This is a genomic window from Pseudomonas peli (assembly GCF_900099645.1).
In the GTDB taxonomy this organism is placed as follows: Bacteria; Pseudomonadota; Gammaproteobacteria; order Pseudomonadales; family Pseudomonadaceae; genus Aquipseudomonas; species Aquipseudomonas peli.
In genome coordinates, this window is the sequence record NZ_FMTL01000001.1 from 1,557,379 (window position 1) to 1,573,847 (window position 16,469).

The following is a 16,469-nucleotide window of genomic DNA, read 5'->3' on the forward strand; positions in this document are numbered from 1 at the left end:
CCATGAATATCCCGCAAAGCCCTTGGCGCTTGACGCTCACCTATGCCTTGGCCGCTGGCCTTTGGGTGTTTTTCAGTGACCGTTTGCTGGCCACTCTAGGCCTGCCGTTGGCGCAACTGGAACGCGCACAACTGCTCAAGGGGCTGGGCTTTGTGTTGCTGACGGCTGGTTTGCTGTACGCCGTTCTGCGCACCCATCGTCAACAAAACAACCTGGTCAACCTGGCGCTGAGCAGCAGTAAGCAGCGCTTGCATCAGGCATTGGAGGCGGCCAAGAACGGTATGTGGGACTGGGACCTGCAAACCCAGAGGCTGTATTTCTCCCCCGGTTACTCGGCCCTCCTGGGCGTGGGCCCTGAAGCACTGGGCGATGACCCCGACCTCTGGCGGCAGCGACTGCACCCCGATGACCGCGTGCTCTTCGACCGTAACCTGGAGCAGCGCCTGGCCGCCCGCAACCCTGCGCCCTATGAAGTCAACTATCGCCTGCTGCACCAGGACGGCAGCTACCGCTGGATTCAGTCACGCGGACGCCTGTTGCTCGACGAGCATGGTCAGCCCGAACGCCTGATCGGTACCGCCAGCGACATTACCCAGCGCCGCTACGACGAAGACAGCCTGCGCCAGGCCGCAGCGGTCTTCGATGCTACCCAAGAAGGCGTGCTGGTCACCGATGTGCAGCAAAACATCGTGCACTGCAACCCGGCTTTTACCCGTATCACCGGTTACAGCCAGGATGAAATCCTCGGCCAGTCACCGGCCATTCTGAAATCCGGGCGGCATGACCAGGCCTTTTACGACAGCCTATGGCATGCCCTGCAAAACCGCGGGGCGTGGAGCGGCGAAATTTGGAATCGGCGCAAAAGCGGCGAAATCTACCCGCAGTGGCAATGCATCCGCGTGATTCACGACGAGCAGGGCGAGATCAGCCATTACGTCGCAGTGTTCTCCGATATCAGCGCGTTGAAACGCTCACAACGCGAATTGGATTACCTGGCGCATCACGACCCATTGAGCAACCTGCCCAACCGCCTGCTGTTCACCGAGCGTGTCGAGCGCGCCCTGGAGCGCGCCACGCATGATGAGCAGCGTGGCGCGGTACTGCTGATTGACCTCGACCATTTCAAGCACATCAACGAAAGCCTCGGCCACACCATCGGTGACATGCTACTCAAGGAGGTGGGCGAGCGCCTCGGCCAGCAGCTCGGCAAGCGCATGACGCTCGCCCGCCTGGGTGGCGACGAGTTCGGCCTACTCGATGAGAGCTGCAGCAGCGCAGAGCAGGCCGCCGTGGTCGCCCAGCGCTTGCAGGCGTGCCTGACTCGGGCCTTCCGAATCAATCAACAGGAACTGTTCGTCACCGCCAGCATCGGCATCAGCCTCTACCCCGCAGAGGCCACTGATGTCGGCCAGGTGTTGCGCAATGCCGACTCAGCGCTGTTCAAAGCCAAAAGTAACGGCCGCGAAAGCTACGCCTTTTACAGCCAGGAGCTGACTGAACACGCCCGCCAGCGCGTCGAACTGGCCAGCGCCCTGCGTCATGCCCTGGATCATCAGGAGCTGCGCGTCTACTACCAACCGCTGGTCTGCCTGCACAGCCAGGAAATGATCGGCGTTGAAGCCCTGGTGCGCTGGCAGCACCCACAACGCGGGCTGGTGCCGCCCGGCGAATTTATCCCGATTGCCGAAGAAACCGGGCTGATCGGCGCCATCGACGCCTGGGTACTGGAGCAGAGTTGTCGGCAGATGGTCGCCTGGCAGATCGCGGGGTATTCACTGCGCTTTGTTTCCGTGAATGCCTCCAGTCGCCTGTTCAGCCGGGGTGGTCTGGACCGACGAGTGGCAGAGGTGCTGCGTGATACCGGCCTGGCCCCGGCATACCTGGAGCTGGAAGTTACCGAAAGCGCGGTGATGGAGGACCCCGACGCCGCGCTGGCCTTGCTTGAGCGCCTGCGCGCACTCGGTGTCCGCCTGGCGATTGATGACTTCGGCACGGGCTACAGCTCGCTGGCACGCCTTAAGCGCCTGCCCGTGCACAAACTTAAACTGGATCAGAGCTTTGTCAGTGGCTTACCGCATGATCAGGACGACGTGGCCATCACGCGAGCCGTCATCGCGCTAGGTCATAGCCTGGGGCTCAAGGTACTGGCCGAAGGGATTGAGCAGCTCGAACAGGTCGAATTGCTCCAACAACTCGGCTGCGACCATGCCCAGGGCTACTATTTCGGTCGCCCGCAACCGGCAGAACACTTGACCGCACACCTGGCGCGTAGCGCCACAACCACGAGCTAAGGCAGCACGCATGCGCGTCATGATTCTGGAAGATGACAGCTGGATCGCCGATCTGCTCAAGCAGATCGTCCTCAGCCTGCGCCCTACCAGCCACGTGGTATGCCTCGACAGCGTCAGCGCGGCCCTGCGCGAATGGCAGCAGCGCCCCGCTGAGCTGGTCATTTGTGATTGGAATCTGCCGGACGGCCCCGGCACCCGCTTGCTTGAGCAGGTGCGCCGCGACAACAGCAGCACGCCGCTGGTAGTGATCACCGGCCGTTCCGACCGCGCCAGCGTACTGGCCGTGCGTGCCTTGAAAATCAGCGCATTTATCAGCAAGCCCTTTCAGGCCGCGCATGTCGCCGCCAGCCTGGCCGTCTTGCTGCCCTCGACAGGTGATGAGTTACACCGCCCGAAAACCGCACACCAGGACCTGCTCAGCCATCTGGCCAACGTGCCCAGTCATGAGCTGCAGTTACCGCTCAAATCACATGTTCGCGATCATCTGCTGCAACGCTTCAAGGGTGAGTCTGTCGACTTACGCCAGTTGGCCAGCGAATGGCAGCACGACCCCGCACTCACCGCACGCCTGCTCGCCGTGGCCAATAGCAGCGCCTACAACCTGGCGGGTAAGCCCTGTATCAGCCTGCTCGACGCGTTGCAGAAACTGGGCGCAGACAACAGCCTGAACCTGGCACTGGGCCTGGCATTACGCCAATGCAGCGTGCTGGATAACGCCCTGCTGCGCCTGTTTGCCCAGGCCCACCTGGACAGCACCGAGTTACTGATTGAGCGCAGCACTCAGCTCGCCCGCCAATGCACCCTGGACCCAGCGCCGTTCCACACCGCGGCCCTGCTGCACCGCATGGGCGAGTTGTGTGTGCTGTACCTGGCGCAGGTCTGGCAGGACAGCGGGCAGTGTTTCAGTGAAGGCCATGTGTTGCAGGCCCTGGACCAATTCAGCGGCCCGTTTGCCATCAGTATCAAGGCACAATGGCACGTGCCATTGCAGCTGCGCGAGCTGATCGGCGCGTGCTACAACCTGCCTGCCCACAACCTCAAACGCGAGAACATCCTCATGCGCCTGGCCGCCTGTGAACTCAACAGTGCACCTGATGACCCCGAGTTGGCCCGCCTACGCCGGCTGGCGGGGCTGATCTGAATGGCACTCTGCCTGGCTAGAAGCATGACGGAGCTGAAGGATGTTTAAACCCTTCAAACTCAACGCCATCCACGGGATTGTCGGCTTGGGTAGCCTGGGCCTGGCGCTGCTTTTCAGCGTGCTCGGCGGTATTGCGCTGAACGAGCGGGAAACCCTATGGACCCTGCAAATCGCCAAACAGCATGAGCTGCAACGCCTCACCCTGTACAACAGCCAGCATGAGCTGGAGCAACAGGCGCAACTACTCGCTGAAACCTTAGCGGCCGACGCCTGGCTGGTTGACCTGGTGCGCCAGGCCCAGGCGCTAGCAGGCGGTGCGCCCGCAGACAGACAACACCTCAACGCTATCCGCGACCAGCTCTACACCCGCCTTGCGCCGCGTTGGCGCAACCTACAAGGCATTCGCCCGTTTAACCTCTCGATCCACCTGGCTCCTTCGGCCGAAGTGCTGCTGCGTGTCCATGAACCGCAGTCGTTTGCCGACTTCCCCACCGCGCAGCGCCCCATGTTGCTCGACAGCCTGAGCGAAGGTAACGCCAAGGCAGGCCTTACGGTGGATGGCGATGCCCTGAGCATGCGCGCCATTGTGCCATTGACGGTGGACACCCCTGACGGTCGCATGAATGTCGGCGCGCTGGAGGTCAGCCTGGATGTATTGAATAACTTGCCACAGCTGGACCGTGAGCTGGATGCCGGCGTAGCCCTGTTGGTCAAACGCCAGATTCAAACGTCCGCCAGCCGCGATGACGCGCGCAACGCTCCGGCAACACCGCACGCTTACTGGCACCTGGCGGGCTTCTCACAGGTGCAGATACAACACTGGCAAGCAGAGCATCGCCTGCCCGCCCCAGACGCAGGCAACACCTTCATATTGCTGGAGGATCGCGGCCGCACCTACCTGCTCAACCAGGTGCTCTTGAATGACTACCAGGGCGAGCCGGCCAACCCCGAAAGCACCGTTACCGTCCTGAGCTGGCGTGACATCACCACGCTGTACAGCCTGCACCTGCGCGACAACCACTGGCTGGTGGCCAAGTGGTTACTGGCCTGGCTGGCCGCCGAAATGCTGTTGCTGTTGCTGCTCCGGGCCACCCGTCACAGCAGCCAACGGTTTATTCAGCGCCACAACGCCGAACTAGAGGCCAAGCACCAACAAAGCGAAGAGGCGCGCCAGCTACTGGCGTTGATCACCGAAACGCAGGCGGCCTATATCAATGCCGACAATCAGCGAGAGTCCTTCGAAACGCTGCTCGGCCGTATTCTGCAAGTCAGTGCCAGTCAGTTCGGCTTTATCGGCGAAATCCGTCGTGACGAAGCCGGTGCGCCCTACCTGCGTACATTCGCCATTAGCAATATCGCCTGGGATGCCCAGAGCAGCGCGTTCTTCGCCACCCATGCGCCGCAAGGCCTGGAGTTTCGCAACCTCAACAGCCTGTTTGGCCAGGTGATCCGCAGTGGTCATGCACTGATCAGCAACGACCCGGCCAATCACCCGAACCGTGTCGGATTGCCCCCCGGTCACCCGCCGCTATTGGCATTTGCCGGCTTGCCCATTCATGCCAATGGCGAGCTGCGCGGCATGCTCGGTTTGGCGAACCGCGAAGGTGGCTACGACGAAGAGTTCGCCACGCAACTGCAACCGCTGCTGACCACCCTCGGCCAGTTGCTCGAAGCCCTGCGCCGCGACCATCAACGCATGCAGACCCAGCAACATATGCAGCGTCAGCAAGCAGCCTTGCGCGCGCTCAATGAAATTGCTGCACTGCCTAAGCTGAGCAGCCACGAACAACTGCGCCAGGCCCTGCAACTGGGTGCACAATTCTATGACATGCCAATCGGCATCATCAGCCAGATCGAGGCGGACACCTACCAGGTCAGGGTTCAAGTGTCGCCGCCCGACACCCTGCAGGACGGTCAATGCTTCGTCCTCGGTGACACCTATTGCAGCATTACCCTGCGCAGCAATGATGTAGTCGCCATTGCAGCCATGGGCCAGAGTGAACATGCCGCCCACCCCTGTTACCCGCTGTTTGCCTTGGAAAGCTATATCGGCACCAGCATCTGGGTCACCGGTCAGCGCTTCGGCACTCTGTGCTTCGCGTCCAGCAAGGCGCGCGCGACGCCCTTTGATGAGGCCGATGAAGAGTTTATGCGCCTGTTTGCCCGCTGGGTCGGCGCCACCTTGGAGCGCATGCGCCATGAAGAACAGACCCGCGAAGCGCGCAGCTTTCTGCAGGCAGTGCTCGACTCTGCGACTGGGGTCAGCATCATCACCACCCATACCGACGGCCTGATTACCCTGTTCAACTCCGGTGCCGAACGCCTGCTGGGTTATCGCAGCGCCGAAGTCATTGGCCGCCACACCCCAGCCTTGTTCCACCTGACCGAGGAAATTCAGGCGCGCGGCCAGCAGTTGACTCGCCAGCTGGGCACTGACGTCAGCGGCTTTGCAGTATTCACCCGCGTCCCCGACCAAGGCGAGCCGGAAACCCGTCAGTGGACCTACCGCCGTAAAAACGGCGAGCTGCGCATCGTCAACCTCACCGTCAGCACCATGCGTGATACACAGGGCGTGATCACCGGTTACCTGGGCATCGCAAGCGACATCAATGACCAGCACATGACCACCCGCGCCCTGCAAAAGAGTGAAAGTCGTTTTCGCGGTCTGGTCAGCAATTTACCGGGCGCGGTGTACCGCTGCCGCAATGACGAAAACTGGTCAATGAGCTACCTGAGCGAAGAGATTTATGCGCTCAGCGGCTACCCTGCCCACGACTTTATCAACAACCGCGTGCGCAGCTTCTCCAGCGTGGTGCACCCGGATGACCTGCCGATCACCTACCGCGCTGTGGCTGCGATTGAGCGTAAGGAGTCCTTCGAACTGACCTACCGCCTGTTACATGCCGACGGCCGCAGCGTCTGGGTACGGGAAAAGGGCCGCGGCGAATACGACAGCCACGGCGAGTTGCAATGGATTTCCGGCTTCATCTGGGACATCAGTGACCGCAAGGCCGTGGAAGACCAGCTGCGCCTCAGTCAACAGCGTTTCAGCAGCGCCTTCAGCACCGCGCCCCAGGGCATGGCGCTGGTCTCGCTGCAGGGGCAATGGCTGGAAGTCAACGAAGTGCTCTGCGAGATGCTTGGCTACAGCCGCGAAGAGCTGCTGCGCAGCAACTTTCAGCAGATCACCCACCCTGACGACCTGGATGCCGATCTGCAGCATATCGAAGAGCTGCTGGCCGGCGAGATCAATACCTATCAGATGGAGAAGCGCTACCTGGATAGCCAGAGGCGGATCATCTGGGTACTGATGAGCGTGTCACTGGTACGCGACAGCAACGATGCGCCGGTGCACTTCGTGGTGCAGATCCAGGACTTCAACGAACGTATCGCCGCCGAAATGGCCATCCGTGAGCGCGAGGATTACCTGCGCACCCTGCTCGACAACGTGCTCGACGCAATCGTTACCATCGACCAGCAGGGCTATATCGAAACCTTCAACCACGCCGCCGAGCGCATCTTCGGCTACAGCCACCTGGAGGTTTCCGGGCACCGGGCCACCCTGCTGCTGCCTGAGCCGCAACGCTCAATGCGTGCCCGCTACCTCAACCATTTCCTGAAAACCGGCATCCAGCAGATTCTGGGCAAGGAAATCGAGCTGACCGCCCTGCGCAAGAATGGCGAGAGCTTCGCCATTGAGTTGGCCATTTCGCAGATCAGCCACCAGGGTGAGCGGCGCTTTATTGCGGTCATCCGCGATATTGAAGAGCGTAAACGCATTGAGCGGATGAAAAACGAATTCGTCTCCACCGTCAGCCATGAACTGCGCACGCCACTGACCGCGATTGCCGGCTCCCTGGGCCTGGTCAATGGCGGCGCGCTGGGAGACGTGCCGGCGGGCATGCAACAGATGCTGCAGATCGCTCAGGACAACAGCCAACGCCTCAACTTGCTGATCAATGACCTGCTCGACATGGAAAAACTGGTGGCCGGCAAGATGCTCTTCGAGCTACAGGACGAAGCACTGCAACCGCTGCTGGAACAGGCCATTGAAGAAAACCAGCCTTACGCCAGCCACTATCAGGTGCACTTGCAGCTACACGACCTGCCTATCAAGACCCGCGTGCGTGTCGACAAACTGCGCCTGGCTCAGGTGCTGGCAAACCTGCTGTCCAATGCCGCGAAGTTCTCACCGCAGGGCCAGACCGTTGATGTGCGCGTGCACGAACAGGGCACGCGCGTTCGCGTCAGCGTGACCGACCACGGGCCCGGTGTTCCAGAGAATTTCCAGGCGCGCATCTTCAGCAAATTCTCCCAGGCGGATGCCACCGATACCCGGCAGAAAGGCGGCACAGGCCTGGGCCTGGCAATCAGCAAGGAAATCATCGAGCGGATGAACGGTCACATCGGTTTCGACTCAAGCCCCGGTCATGGCGCGACTTTCTGGTTTGAACTGACTACCCTGGCCCAAGAAGCCAGCCCTGAGGAAACCCGGCATGTCTGAGCTACAGCGTATTCTGCACGTGGAAGACGACCCCTCCATCCAAGCCGTGGCCAAGCTCGCGCTGGAAGCAGTGGGCGGTTTTCAGGTGCTCAGCTGCTCATCCGGCCAGGACGCCCTGGATCAACTGCAGGGCTTCGCACCGGACTTTATCCTGCTAGATGTGATGATGCCGGACATGGACGGCCCGCAAACCCTGGCACAGATCGCCCGGCTGATCGACATCAACCAGGTGCCAGTGGCCTTTATGACCGCCAAGGTGCAACCGGCGGAAATCGCCCATTACCGCAGCCTCGGCGCCCGCGATGTGATCATCAAACCCTTCGACCCGATGCAGCTGGCCGCGCAGGTGCGCCAGATCTGGAGCCTGGCCCATGAGTAAAGGCAAAAGCACCGCTGATGAACTGCAGCAACACCTGCAGCAGTTAAGCAACGCCTTCGCCGTGCGCCTGCAGGTAGAACTGCCCGCCCTCGCACAGAACGCCGAACGCCTGTTGCACGCCGCCGACCCGCAGGAGCAGCTGCAGCACCTGCAAAGCCTGCGCGACCAATTACACAAACTTGCCGGCGCCGCTGGCACCTTTGGTTTCAGCAGCCTGGGCCAGCGCGCCCGCGAGCTGGAACAGGAAGCCGATCAATGGCTGGAAACCCTGCAGCAGGAACAACAGAGCCTGCAAGACTTCAGCCACAGCCTGCAGCAACTCGCACTTCAGCAGTTTCAAGCCGAACGCGGGCAGGAAGCCGCCACCCGCGTAGTCAAACCGCCACGGCCGAACAGCAGTGCGCGGCGCATTTATATCCTCGAAGATCAATTGGCGATTGGCGAAAACATGCGCCTGACACTGAACAACTTCGGCTATCACGCCGAACACTTCAGCCATATCGCCGACCTCGACCACGCACTGCAACAACAACTGCCCGATGCGCTGATCGTCGACGTCAACCTGCCTGACGAAAGCCTCACCGGCCTGGAATATGCCGCCAGCCTGCAACAACGCCTGGATGAACCGCTGCCGCTGCTGGTGATCACCACCCAGGACGATTTCGCCACCTACCTTGAAGCCGTGCGCGTTGGCGCCATGGGTTTTTTCACCAAGCCCGTCGACATCCCACAACTGGAAAACCGCCTGGAGCGCTGTTTTGCCCAGCAACAGGGGGAACCGTACCGGGTGCTGATCATCGATGATGACCGCGAACTGGCCAGCCGCTTCAGCCTGATTCTGCGCGGCGCCAATATGCTGGTGGAGATGCTTCACGAACCGGCTGATATCTTCGCCCGCATGCGCAGCTTCAACCCCGAAGTGGTGCTGCTGGACGTGAGCATGCCCGACTGCACCGGCCCGGAACTGGCGCAGATCATCCGCATGAACGACGACTGGCTGCGCGTGCCGATCGTCTACCTGTCGGCGGAAACCGATATCAACCGGCAGATGAACGCGCTGATCAAGGCCGGCGATGATTTCGTCACCAAGCCGATTTCTGATAATGCCCTGGTCGCTGCAGTGTTCTCCCGCGCCCAGCGCGCGCGCCTGCTGAGCAATGCGCTGTCGCGCGACAGCCTCACCGGGCTACTCAAACATGCCGACATCAAAGAGCAGGCGGCAGTCGAGCTGGAACGTGCGCAGCGCAGCGGCAAACCCGCCAGCGTGGCCATGCTCGATATCGACTTCTTCAAGAAGGTTAACGACAGTTACGGCCACGCCGCCGGCGACAACGTGATTCGTGCCCTGGCCAACTTGCTGCGCCAGCGCCTGCGGCGCATCGACAGCCTCGGGCGTTACGGCGGCGAAGAGTTCCTCGTGGTGCTGCCGGACTGCCCGCCCGATCAAGCCTTACGGATTCTTGATGAAATCCGCCAGCGGTTTGCCGACCTGCACTTTATTGCCGACGGCCAGCAATTCTCGGTCACGCTGAGCGCCGGCATTGCCTCCACCGATGATGCCCCGGCAAGTGCCGACGACCTGCTGGATAAGGCCGACCGCGCGCTCTACACCGCTAAACACGGCGGACGCAATCAAGTGCGATAGCCGCCGTCGAACAGCCCTCTCGACCTGCCAACACCTCACACCCCTGGCCAACGCTCAGCAGGGATGTGCTGCGCCTGCTCGCCAGACAAGCTTTACAAATCATGTCGAAGCCTGAACTCTGCGGCATATTGTTGTACAAAGGTTATGCAAAACAAATAACCCTGTATCAGGAGATTTTTATGTTTGCCCAACTGACTTCGACCACTCAACGCCTCAAGCGCACGCTCATGCTCACAACTGCCGCACTGACATTCGCGGCAATGCCAGCATTCGCCGACATGCACGGTGACAAGAAAGACATCGTCGACAGCGCGGTTGCCGCCGGCCAATTCAACACCTTGGTGACCGCTGTAACCGCCGCCGGTCTTGCTGAAACCCTCAAAGGTGAAGGCCCTTTCACCGTTTTCGCCCCCACTGACGCGGCGTTTGCCAAGATCCCTAAAGCCGACCTCGATGCTTTATTGGCCGACAAGGAAAAGCTTACCGCCGTGCTCACTTATCACGTCGTACCCGGCAAGCTGATGGCCGCTGACCTGGCCGGGAAAACCAGCCTGAAAACTGTACAAGGTGGTGAGCTGACGCTGGACACCAGCAATGGCGTGACCGTCGACGGTGCAGCCGTCACGAGTGCCGACATTGAAGCCAGTAATGGTGTGATCCATGTCATCGACTCAGTCGTACTGCCCAAGTAAACCGTACCAACGCTGCACAGAAGCCGACCCTGTTTAGGGTCGGCTTTTTTGTTGGCGGACCGATGAGATGTAGCCACACTTGGCTTTGTGAAATTTATCGCGTAGATTTTCATGAAATTATTTAAATAGAATTTCATAAGGCGCGCCATGTTCAAACAATCCGCCCAGCACATCGGCACCTACTACGCCGGCACCTACCCCGGCGCTATCCCGCTACGCCCGCGCTTGCAGGAAGCGTTGCAATGCGATGTGCTGATTGTCGGCGGTGGTTTCAGCGGGCTGCACAGCGCGCTACGTCTGGCCCTGGCGGGCAAGAAGGTGGTGCTGCTGGAAGCCAGCCGCCTGGCCTGGGCCGCCTCCGGGCGCAACGGGGGTCAGGCGCTGCCGGGTTGGTCCTGCGATATGCCGCCGTTTGAGAAGGCATTAGGCCTGGAGCGCGCCCGCCGCCTGTGGGACAGCATGGTCTGGGCCGCCGAAGAAATGCGCGAGCTGCCCGAGCGGCACAACTTCGATATCGACTACCGCACCGGCGCGATCTACACCGCCGTGCTGCCGCGCCGTGTGCGCCAGTTGCAGGACAGCTTGGAAGAAGCCGAGCAGAAGTACGGCTATACGCAGCTGAGCTTTATCCCCAAGGACGAACTGCCGCAGTGGATCGCCAGCCCGCGCTACCTCGCTGCCCTGCATGACAGCGGCGGCGCCCACCTTAACCCGCTGAAACTCGCCCAAGGCCTGGCCGATGCCATCGAGAAGGCTGGCGGCAAAATCTTCGAGCAGAGCAAGGCGCTGAGCTATCAGGAAACGGCTGACGGTTATGTAGCGCGCAGCGAACACGGCGAGGTGCGCAGTGACGTGCTGGTACTGGCCTGCAATGCCTATATCGACAAGCTTGATCCGCAACTGTCGAAACGTCTGCTGCCGGTCGGTTCCTACCAGGTCGCCACCGCGCCACTGGACCCGGAGCTGGCACGCTCACTGTTCCCGCGCGGCACCTGCGCCATCGACAACCAGTTTGTACCCGACTACTTCCGCGTCACCCCGGACAACCGCCTGCTGTTCGGCGGCGGCTGCACCTACCTCGGTGGTATCCCCGCGGACGTGCCGGCAGCCACCCGACCTTATCTGGAGCGGGTGTTCCCGCAACTGCGCGGTGTGCAGATCGACTACGGCTGGGGCGGGCATATCGACTGCACCATGCACCGCACCCCGGATGTCGGCCGCAGCGGGCAGAAGTACTGGCTGCAGGGCTTCTCTGGCCACGGCATCCTGCCGACCCTGGCTGCCGCCCGCGCGGTCAGCGATGCGATCCTCGGCGACGCCGACCTACTTGAGCTGTACCAGGGCCTGAGCAACCCGCGTTTCCCCGGCGGCGACCTGCTGGCCGCGCCGATCGAAGCCGTCGGCAAGGCCTGGTATCGCCTGCGCGATGTCATTTAAGGAAGTTGACCATGGACATGCAGGAAGAAGTCGAAGGTCTGGCGATCCTGATCCGCGACCTGCGCAAGCACAAGAACCTCACCCTGGGTGAGCTGGCCGCGCGTATCGACCGTTCGGTGGGCTTTCTCTCCCAGGTCGAGCGCGGCCTGTCGCGCCCAACCGTGGCTGACCTCACCGCGATCAGCGAAACCCTCGGCGTACCGACCACCTATTTCTACAGCCTGAGCAAGCCGCGCGACGTGCCCTGGGTTACCCGTCCCGGCGAGCGCCGCACGCTGTATTACGCCGGCGGCATCACCGATGTGCTGGCCTCGCCAACCATGGCTGGCGGCTTCTCCATGCTCGAAAGCCATCTACAGCCCGGCGCCACCAGTGGCGATGGACATTTGAACGACAGCTCCGAGCAAGGCGGCTTTGTCCTCGAAGGCGAGCTGACGATCTGGTACGGCGACGCCGCCGAGCCGGTCACCCTCGGCCCGAATGACAGCTTCCAGCTGCCGCCGCATGCGCAGTTTCGCTACGCCAACCTTTACGATTCCCCCACACGAGTGCTCTGGGTCTTCACCTGACCCGCGCAGATAGCCGCCATGACAATAAAAACAGTATTCCCCGACCTGCTCAGCGAAGTCCGTGCCTTTCGCAGCGCCCACCCCGAAGTGCGTTATGTCGACCTGATCAGCCTGGATATTCCCGGGCATTTCTACGGCAAGCGCTACCCCATCGATATGCTCGAGAAGGTCGCCGCCGGCAGCCCGCTGAAAATCCCACAGAACTGCGTGCTACTTGGCGTGCAGGGCGGCCTGCACCCGATTGGCGACTACTGCTTCAACGACGGCGACCCGGATGCACCGCGCCGGCTGATTCCCGGCACGCTCAAGCCGGTGCGCTGGGAAAGTCAGCAGCTGGGGCAGATGCTGATCAGCTCCGACGGCACCGAAGCACCGATCGAGTTCGAGCCGCGTGAAGTGCTCGCCCGCGTGCTCAAGCGCCTGGCCACACGCGGTATCCGCCCGGTGGTGGCCTTCGAGCTGGAGTTCTACCTGTTTGATCGCAAGCTGCAGGACGGCCTGCCGCAGTTCCCCCGCGACCCGCTGTGCGACGATGCCGATGACCAGCCGAATATGCACATTGAGCGCCTGTCGCGCTTTGCCGATGTGCTGCATGAGATCGTCGACGCCGCCAATGAGCAGGGTGTGGACGCCAACGTGATCACCGCCGAACTCGGCCCCGGCCAGTTCGAGATCAACTTCGGCCATTGCGACGACGGCCTGCGCGCCGCCGACTGGGCCGCCCTGTTCTGCCGCAGCACCCGCGGCGTGGCGCTCAAGCATGGCCAGCGCGCCAGCTTTATGAGCAAGCCCTACCTTCATGCGCCAGGCAGCGGCATGCATGTGCACGTCAGCCTGTATGACGCGGCCGGCAATAATCTGCTGGCCCGTGACGAACAACGGCCGCTGCGCCATGCGGTGGCCGGTTGCCTGGAACTGCTGCCGCACTGCATGCCGATCTTCGCCGCCAACCACAACGCCTTCCGCCGCTACGGTGCCATGGTCAACGCCGCCAGCCGCGCCAGCTGGGGCTTCGAGGACCGCGATGCGTGCATCCGCATTCCCGAATCGGACGGCAAGAACCTGCGCATCGAACACCGCCTGGCCGGCGCCGATGCCAACCCTTATCTGGTGCTGGCGGCGATTCTCACCGGTATGGAACACGGCCTGGATGCCGGCCAGGAGCCGATTGCCCCGCTCAACGAAAACCGCCAGAGCGGCATCGAATTCCCTCAGGACATGCTCGGCGCAGTCAGCGCCATGCGCGACCATCCGGTGGTCAACCAGGGCCTGGGCAGTGAATTCGTGATGGTCTACTGCGAAAACAAGCGCCAGGACCATCTGGCTTTTATGCAGGAAGTGAGTGCACGAGAGTACCGCTGGTTTCTCTAAGAGACAGCGCGCCCGTTGCCATGGCAGCGGGCGCGCGGCTTCAACGCAACAGATACACCGCCAGCCCGACCAACGCCGACACCAGCAACACCTCCATCACCCCGCGTTTGAAGCGCAGCAGCGCCAGCGCCGCGCCCACGGCCAATAGCGCCGACGGCCAGTCGAAAGTGCCGGCAAAACCCCGCGGCCAGAACACGTGATAGGCAAAGAACAGCGCCAGATTAAGGATCACCCCCACCACTGCCGCAGTAATCGCGGTCAGGGGTGCGGTAAATTTCAGCTCGCCGTGGGTGGATTCCACCAGCGGCCCGCCGGCGAGGATGAACAGAAAGGACGGTAAAAAGGTGAACCAGGTGACCAGCGCTGCCGCCAGCGCACCACTGACAAAACCCGAATCGCCGCCGAACACCGGCTGCAGGTAAGCCCCGACAAACGCCACGAACGCCACCACCATGATCAGCGGCCCCGGCGTGGTTTCCCCCAGCGCTAGGCCGTCGATCATCTGCGTCGGGGTCAGCCAGCCGTAATGGCCAATGGCACCCTGATAGACATACGGCAGCACCGCATAGGCGCCGCCAAAGGTCAGCAGCGCCGCCTTGGTAAAGAACCAGGCCATCTGCGTCAGCGTGCCGTCCCAGCCGAACAGCCAGGTCAGCAGGCCCATCGGCAGCAACCAAAGCAGCGCTCCCACCACCACCAGCAGCGCCAGGCGTGATGCGCGAAAGCGCGTATGCGCCAGCGGCGGGCTGTCATCATCGATCAGCGCCGGGCCATAGTTCGCGTCCTGCGCCACATGACCGCCCCCCAGGCTGAACTGTTGCGGCAACAGGCGACCACCGAGATAACCGAGTAGCGCTGCACCAATCACGATCAACGGAAACGGCAGATTGAAGGCAAAGATGGCGACAAAAGACGCACCGGCAATGCCCCACAGCCAGTTGTTCTTCAACGCCCGTGAGCCGATGCGCCAGGCCGCCTGCATGACGATAGCGGTCACCGCCGGCTTGATCCCATAGAAAATCCCCGCCACCAGCGGCACATCACCGAAGGCGATATACAGCCAGGACAGGCCCATCAGGATAAACAGCGACGGCAGCACAAACAGCACCCCGGCAATCACCCCGCCCCAGGTGCGGTGCAACAGCCAGCCGATATAGGTGGCGAGCTGCTGCGCCTCTGGCCCCGGCAGCAGCATGCAGTAGTTCAGCGCATGCAGAAAACGCCGCTCGGACAGCCAGCGGCGCTTCTCCACCAACTCCTGATGCATGATCGCGATCTGCCCAGCTGGCCCGCCGAAGCTGATCAGCCCCAGTTTCAGCCAAAACCAGAAGGCCTCGCCCAGGCTAACGGCGGGCGGTGCTGTACGCGTAGACGACTCGGACATAGGGCACTCGCGGCATTAAGAACGCTCGCACTATAACGCGCCGCCATGACGATTTAAGCGCGCACCGCTCAAGCCCGGACGCAGATTTCCGTATACTGAGCGCCGCTGCATCCCCTTCAACCTGCCCGTGAAGCGCCCCGTGAAAATCCGCCAATCGATAGTAAGCCTGCTGCTGATTTGCAGCTGCGTTGTAGTTGCATCGAACACCCAGGCTGCACCCGCCAAACAACAGGACCTGGCCGCCGGCAGCGCGCTGCTGGTCGATCTGCAAACCAATCAGGTGCTCTACGAGCGTAACGCCGACAGCGTGGTGCCAATTGCTTCGGTGACTAAACTGATGACCGCCATGGTCACCCTCGACGCCAAACTGCCGCTGGATCAGCAGCTGCCGATCATGATTCGTGACACCCATGAAATGCGCGGCGTGTTCTCCCGCGTGCGCGTGGGCAGCGAGCTGAGCCGCCGCGACATGCTGCTGCTGGCCCTGATGGCCTCGGAAAACCGCGCCGCCGCCAGCCTGGCACACCACTACCCGGGAGGCCACGCGGCCTTTGTCGCGGCGATGAATGCCAAGGCCCGCGCCCTGGGCATGAAGCATTCGCGCTTTGTCGAGCCCACCGGCTTGTCGGAACACAACGTCTCCAGCGCCCGCGACCTGGTGCTGATGCTCAAGGCCGCACGCCAGTACCCGCTGATCAGCCAGTTCAGCACCACCTCGGAAAAGACCCAGGCGTTCCGCAAACCCAACTACACCCTGGGTTTTCGCAACACCAACAACCTGGTACGCAAACCGGGCTGGAGCGTGCAGCTGAGCAAAACCGGCTACACCGGCGAAGCCGGCCGCTGCCTGGTGATGAATACCGTGATGAATAACCGCCCGGTAGCGTTCGTGGTACTGGATGCCTTCGGCAAATACACCCACATGGCCGACGCCAACCGCCTCAAGCGCTGGCTGGAAACCGGCAAGGTCACCGCCGTGCCGCCAGCGGCCATCAGCTACCGCCAGCAGAAACTGGCGCAGCGCCAGGCCAACGCCACGCAGTAAACCACCCATGC

At 61.9% G+C, this 16,469-nt stretch carries 11 protein-coding genes; 10 read left to right on the forward strand and 1 reads right to left on the reverse strand.

Annotation, left to right across the window (positions count from 1 at the left end):
* Positions 1–2 precede the first annotated feature (2 nt).
* The 9 genes from dibA (at position 3) to BLO50_RS07430 (ending at position 14,029) form a co-directional block, all read left to right on the forward strand.
* Positions 3–2,291, forward strand: a complete 2,289-nt coding sequence (gene dibA, locus BLO50_RS07390) for a phosphodiesterase DibA (RefSeq protein WP_090250465.1) — start codon at positions 3–5, stop codon at positions 2,289–2,291.
* A 10-nt stretch (positions 2,292–2,301) separates the two neighbouring features.
* Positions 2,302–3,432 (forward strand): HDOD domain-containing protein, encoded by a 1,131-nt coding sequence (locus BLO50_RS07395; RefSeq protein ID WP_090250468.1) that lies wholly within the window; start codon positions 2,302–2,304, stop codon positions 3,430–3,432.
* Positions 3,433–3,472: 40 nt separating this feature from the next.
* The gene (locus BLO50_RS07400; RefSeq protein WP_090250470.1) at positions 3,473–7,936 is read left to right on the forward strand and encodes a PAS domain S-box protein; all 4,464 of its coding nucleotides are present in this window, start codon (positions 3,473–3,475) and stop codon (positions 7,934–7,936) included.
* Positions 7,929–8,315: a response regulator gene (locus BLO50_RS07405; RefSeq protein ID WP_090250473.1), complete on the forward strand. Its 387-nt coding sequence runs from the start codon at positions 7,929–7,931 to the stop codon at positions 8,313–8,315. Before BLO50_RS07400 ends, BLO50_RS07405 begins: the two co-directional genes overlap by 8 nt.
* Positions 8,308–9,960, forward strand: coding sequence for a diguanylate cyclase (locus tag BLO50_RS07410; protein WP_090250475.1), 1,653 nt, complete (start codon positions 8,308–8,310; stop codon positions 9,958–9,960). The genes BLO50_RS07405 and BLO50_RS07410 overlap by 8 nt, the downstream gene beginning before the upstream one ends.
* Positions 9,961–10,025: 65 nt before the next feature.
* Positions 10,026–10,652: a fasciclin domain-containing protein gene (locus BLO50_RS07415; RefSeq protein ID WP_244152850.1), complete on the forward strand. Its 627-nt coding sequence runs from the start codon at positions 10,026–10,028 to the stop codon at positions 10,650–10,652.
* A 147-nt stretch (positions 10,653–10,799) separates the two neighbouring features.
* On the forward strand, positions 10,800–12,089 hold the full coding sequence (locus BLO50_RS07420; RefSeq protein WP_090250481.1) for an NAD(P)/FAD-dependent oxidoreductase: 1,290 nt from the start codon (positions 10,800–10,802) through the stop codon (positions 12,087–12,089).
* A gap of 11 nt (positions 12,090–12,100) precedes the next feature.
* A complete protein-coding gene (locus tag BLO50_RS07425; protein WP_090250483.1) occupies positions 12,101–12,658 on the forward strand; it encodes a helix-turn-helix domain-containing protein in 558 nt (185 codons plus the stop codon).
* Between the two features lie 24 nt (positions 12,659–12,682).
* Positions 12,683–14,029, forward strand: a complete 1,347-nt coding sequence (locus BLO50_RS07430) for a glutamine synthetase family protein (protein ID WP_169852828.1) — start codon at positions 12,683–12,685, stop codon at positions 14,027–14,029.
* Positions 14,030–14,069: 40 nt separating this feature from the next.
* On the opposite strand, the gene chrA is transcribed toward BLO50_RS07430, so the two are convergent.
* Positions 14,070–15,413, reverse strand: a complete 1,344-nt coding sequence (gene chrA / locus BLO50_RS07435; RefSeq protein ID WP_090250489.1) for a chromate efflux transporter — start codon at positions 15,411–15,413, stop codon at positions 14,070–14,072.
* A 139-nt stretch (positions 15,414–15,552) separates the two neighbouring features.
* Here chrA and pbpG point away from each other — a divergent pair, with 139 nt between their 5' ends.
* A complete protein-coding gene (gene pbpG, locus BLO50_RS07440; RefSeq protein WP_090251335.1) occupies positions 15,553–16,458 on the forward strand; it encodes a D-alanyl-D-alanine endopeptidase in 906 nt (301 codons plus the stop codon).
* The last annotated feature ends 11 nt before the right edge of the window (positions 16,459–16,469 follow it).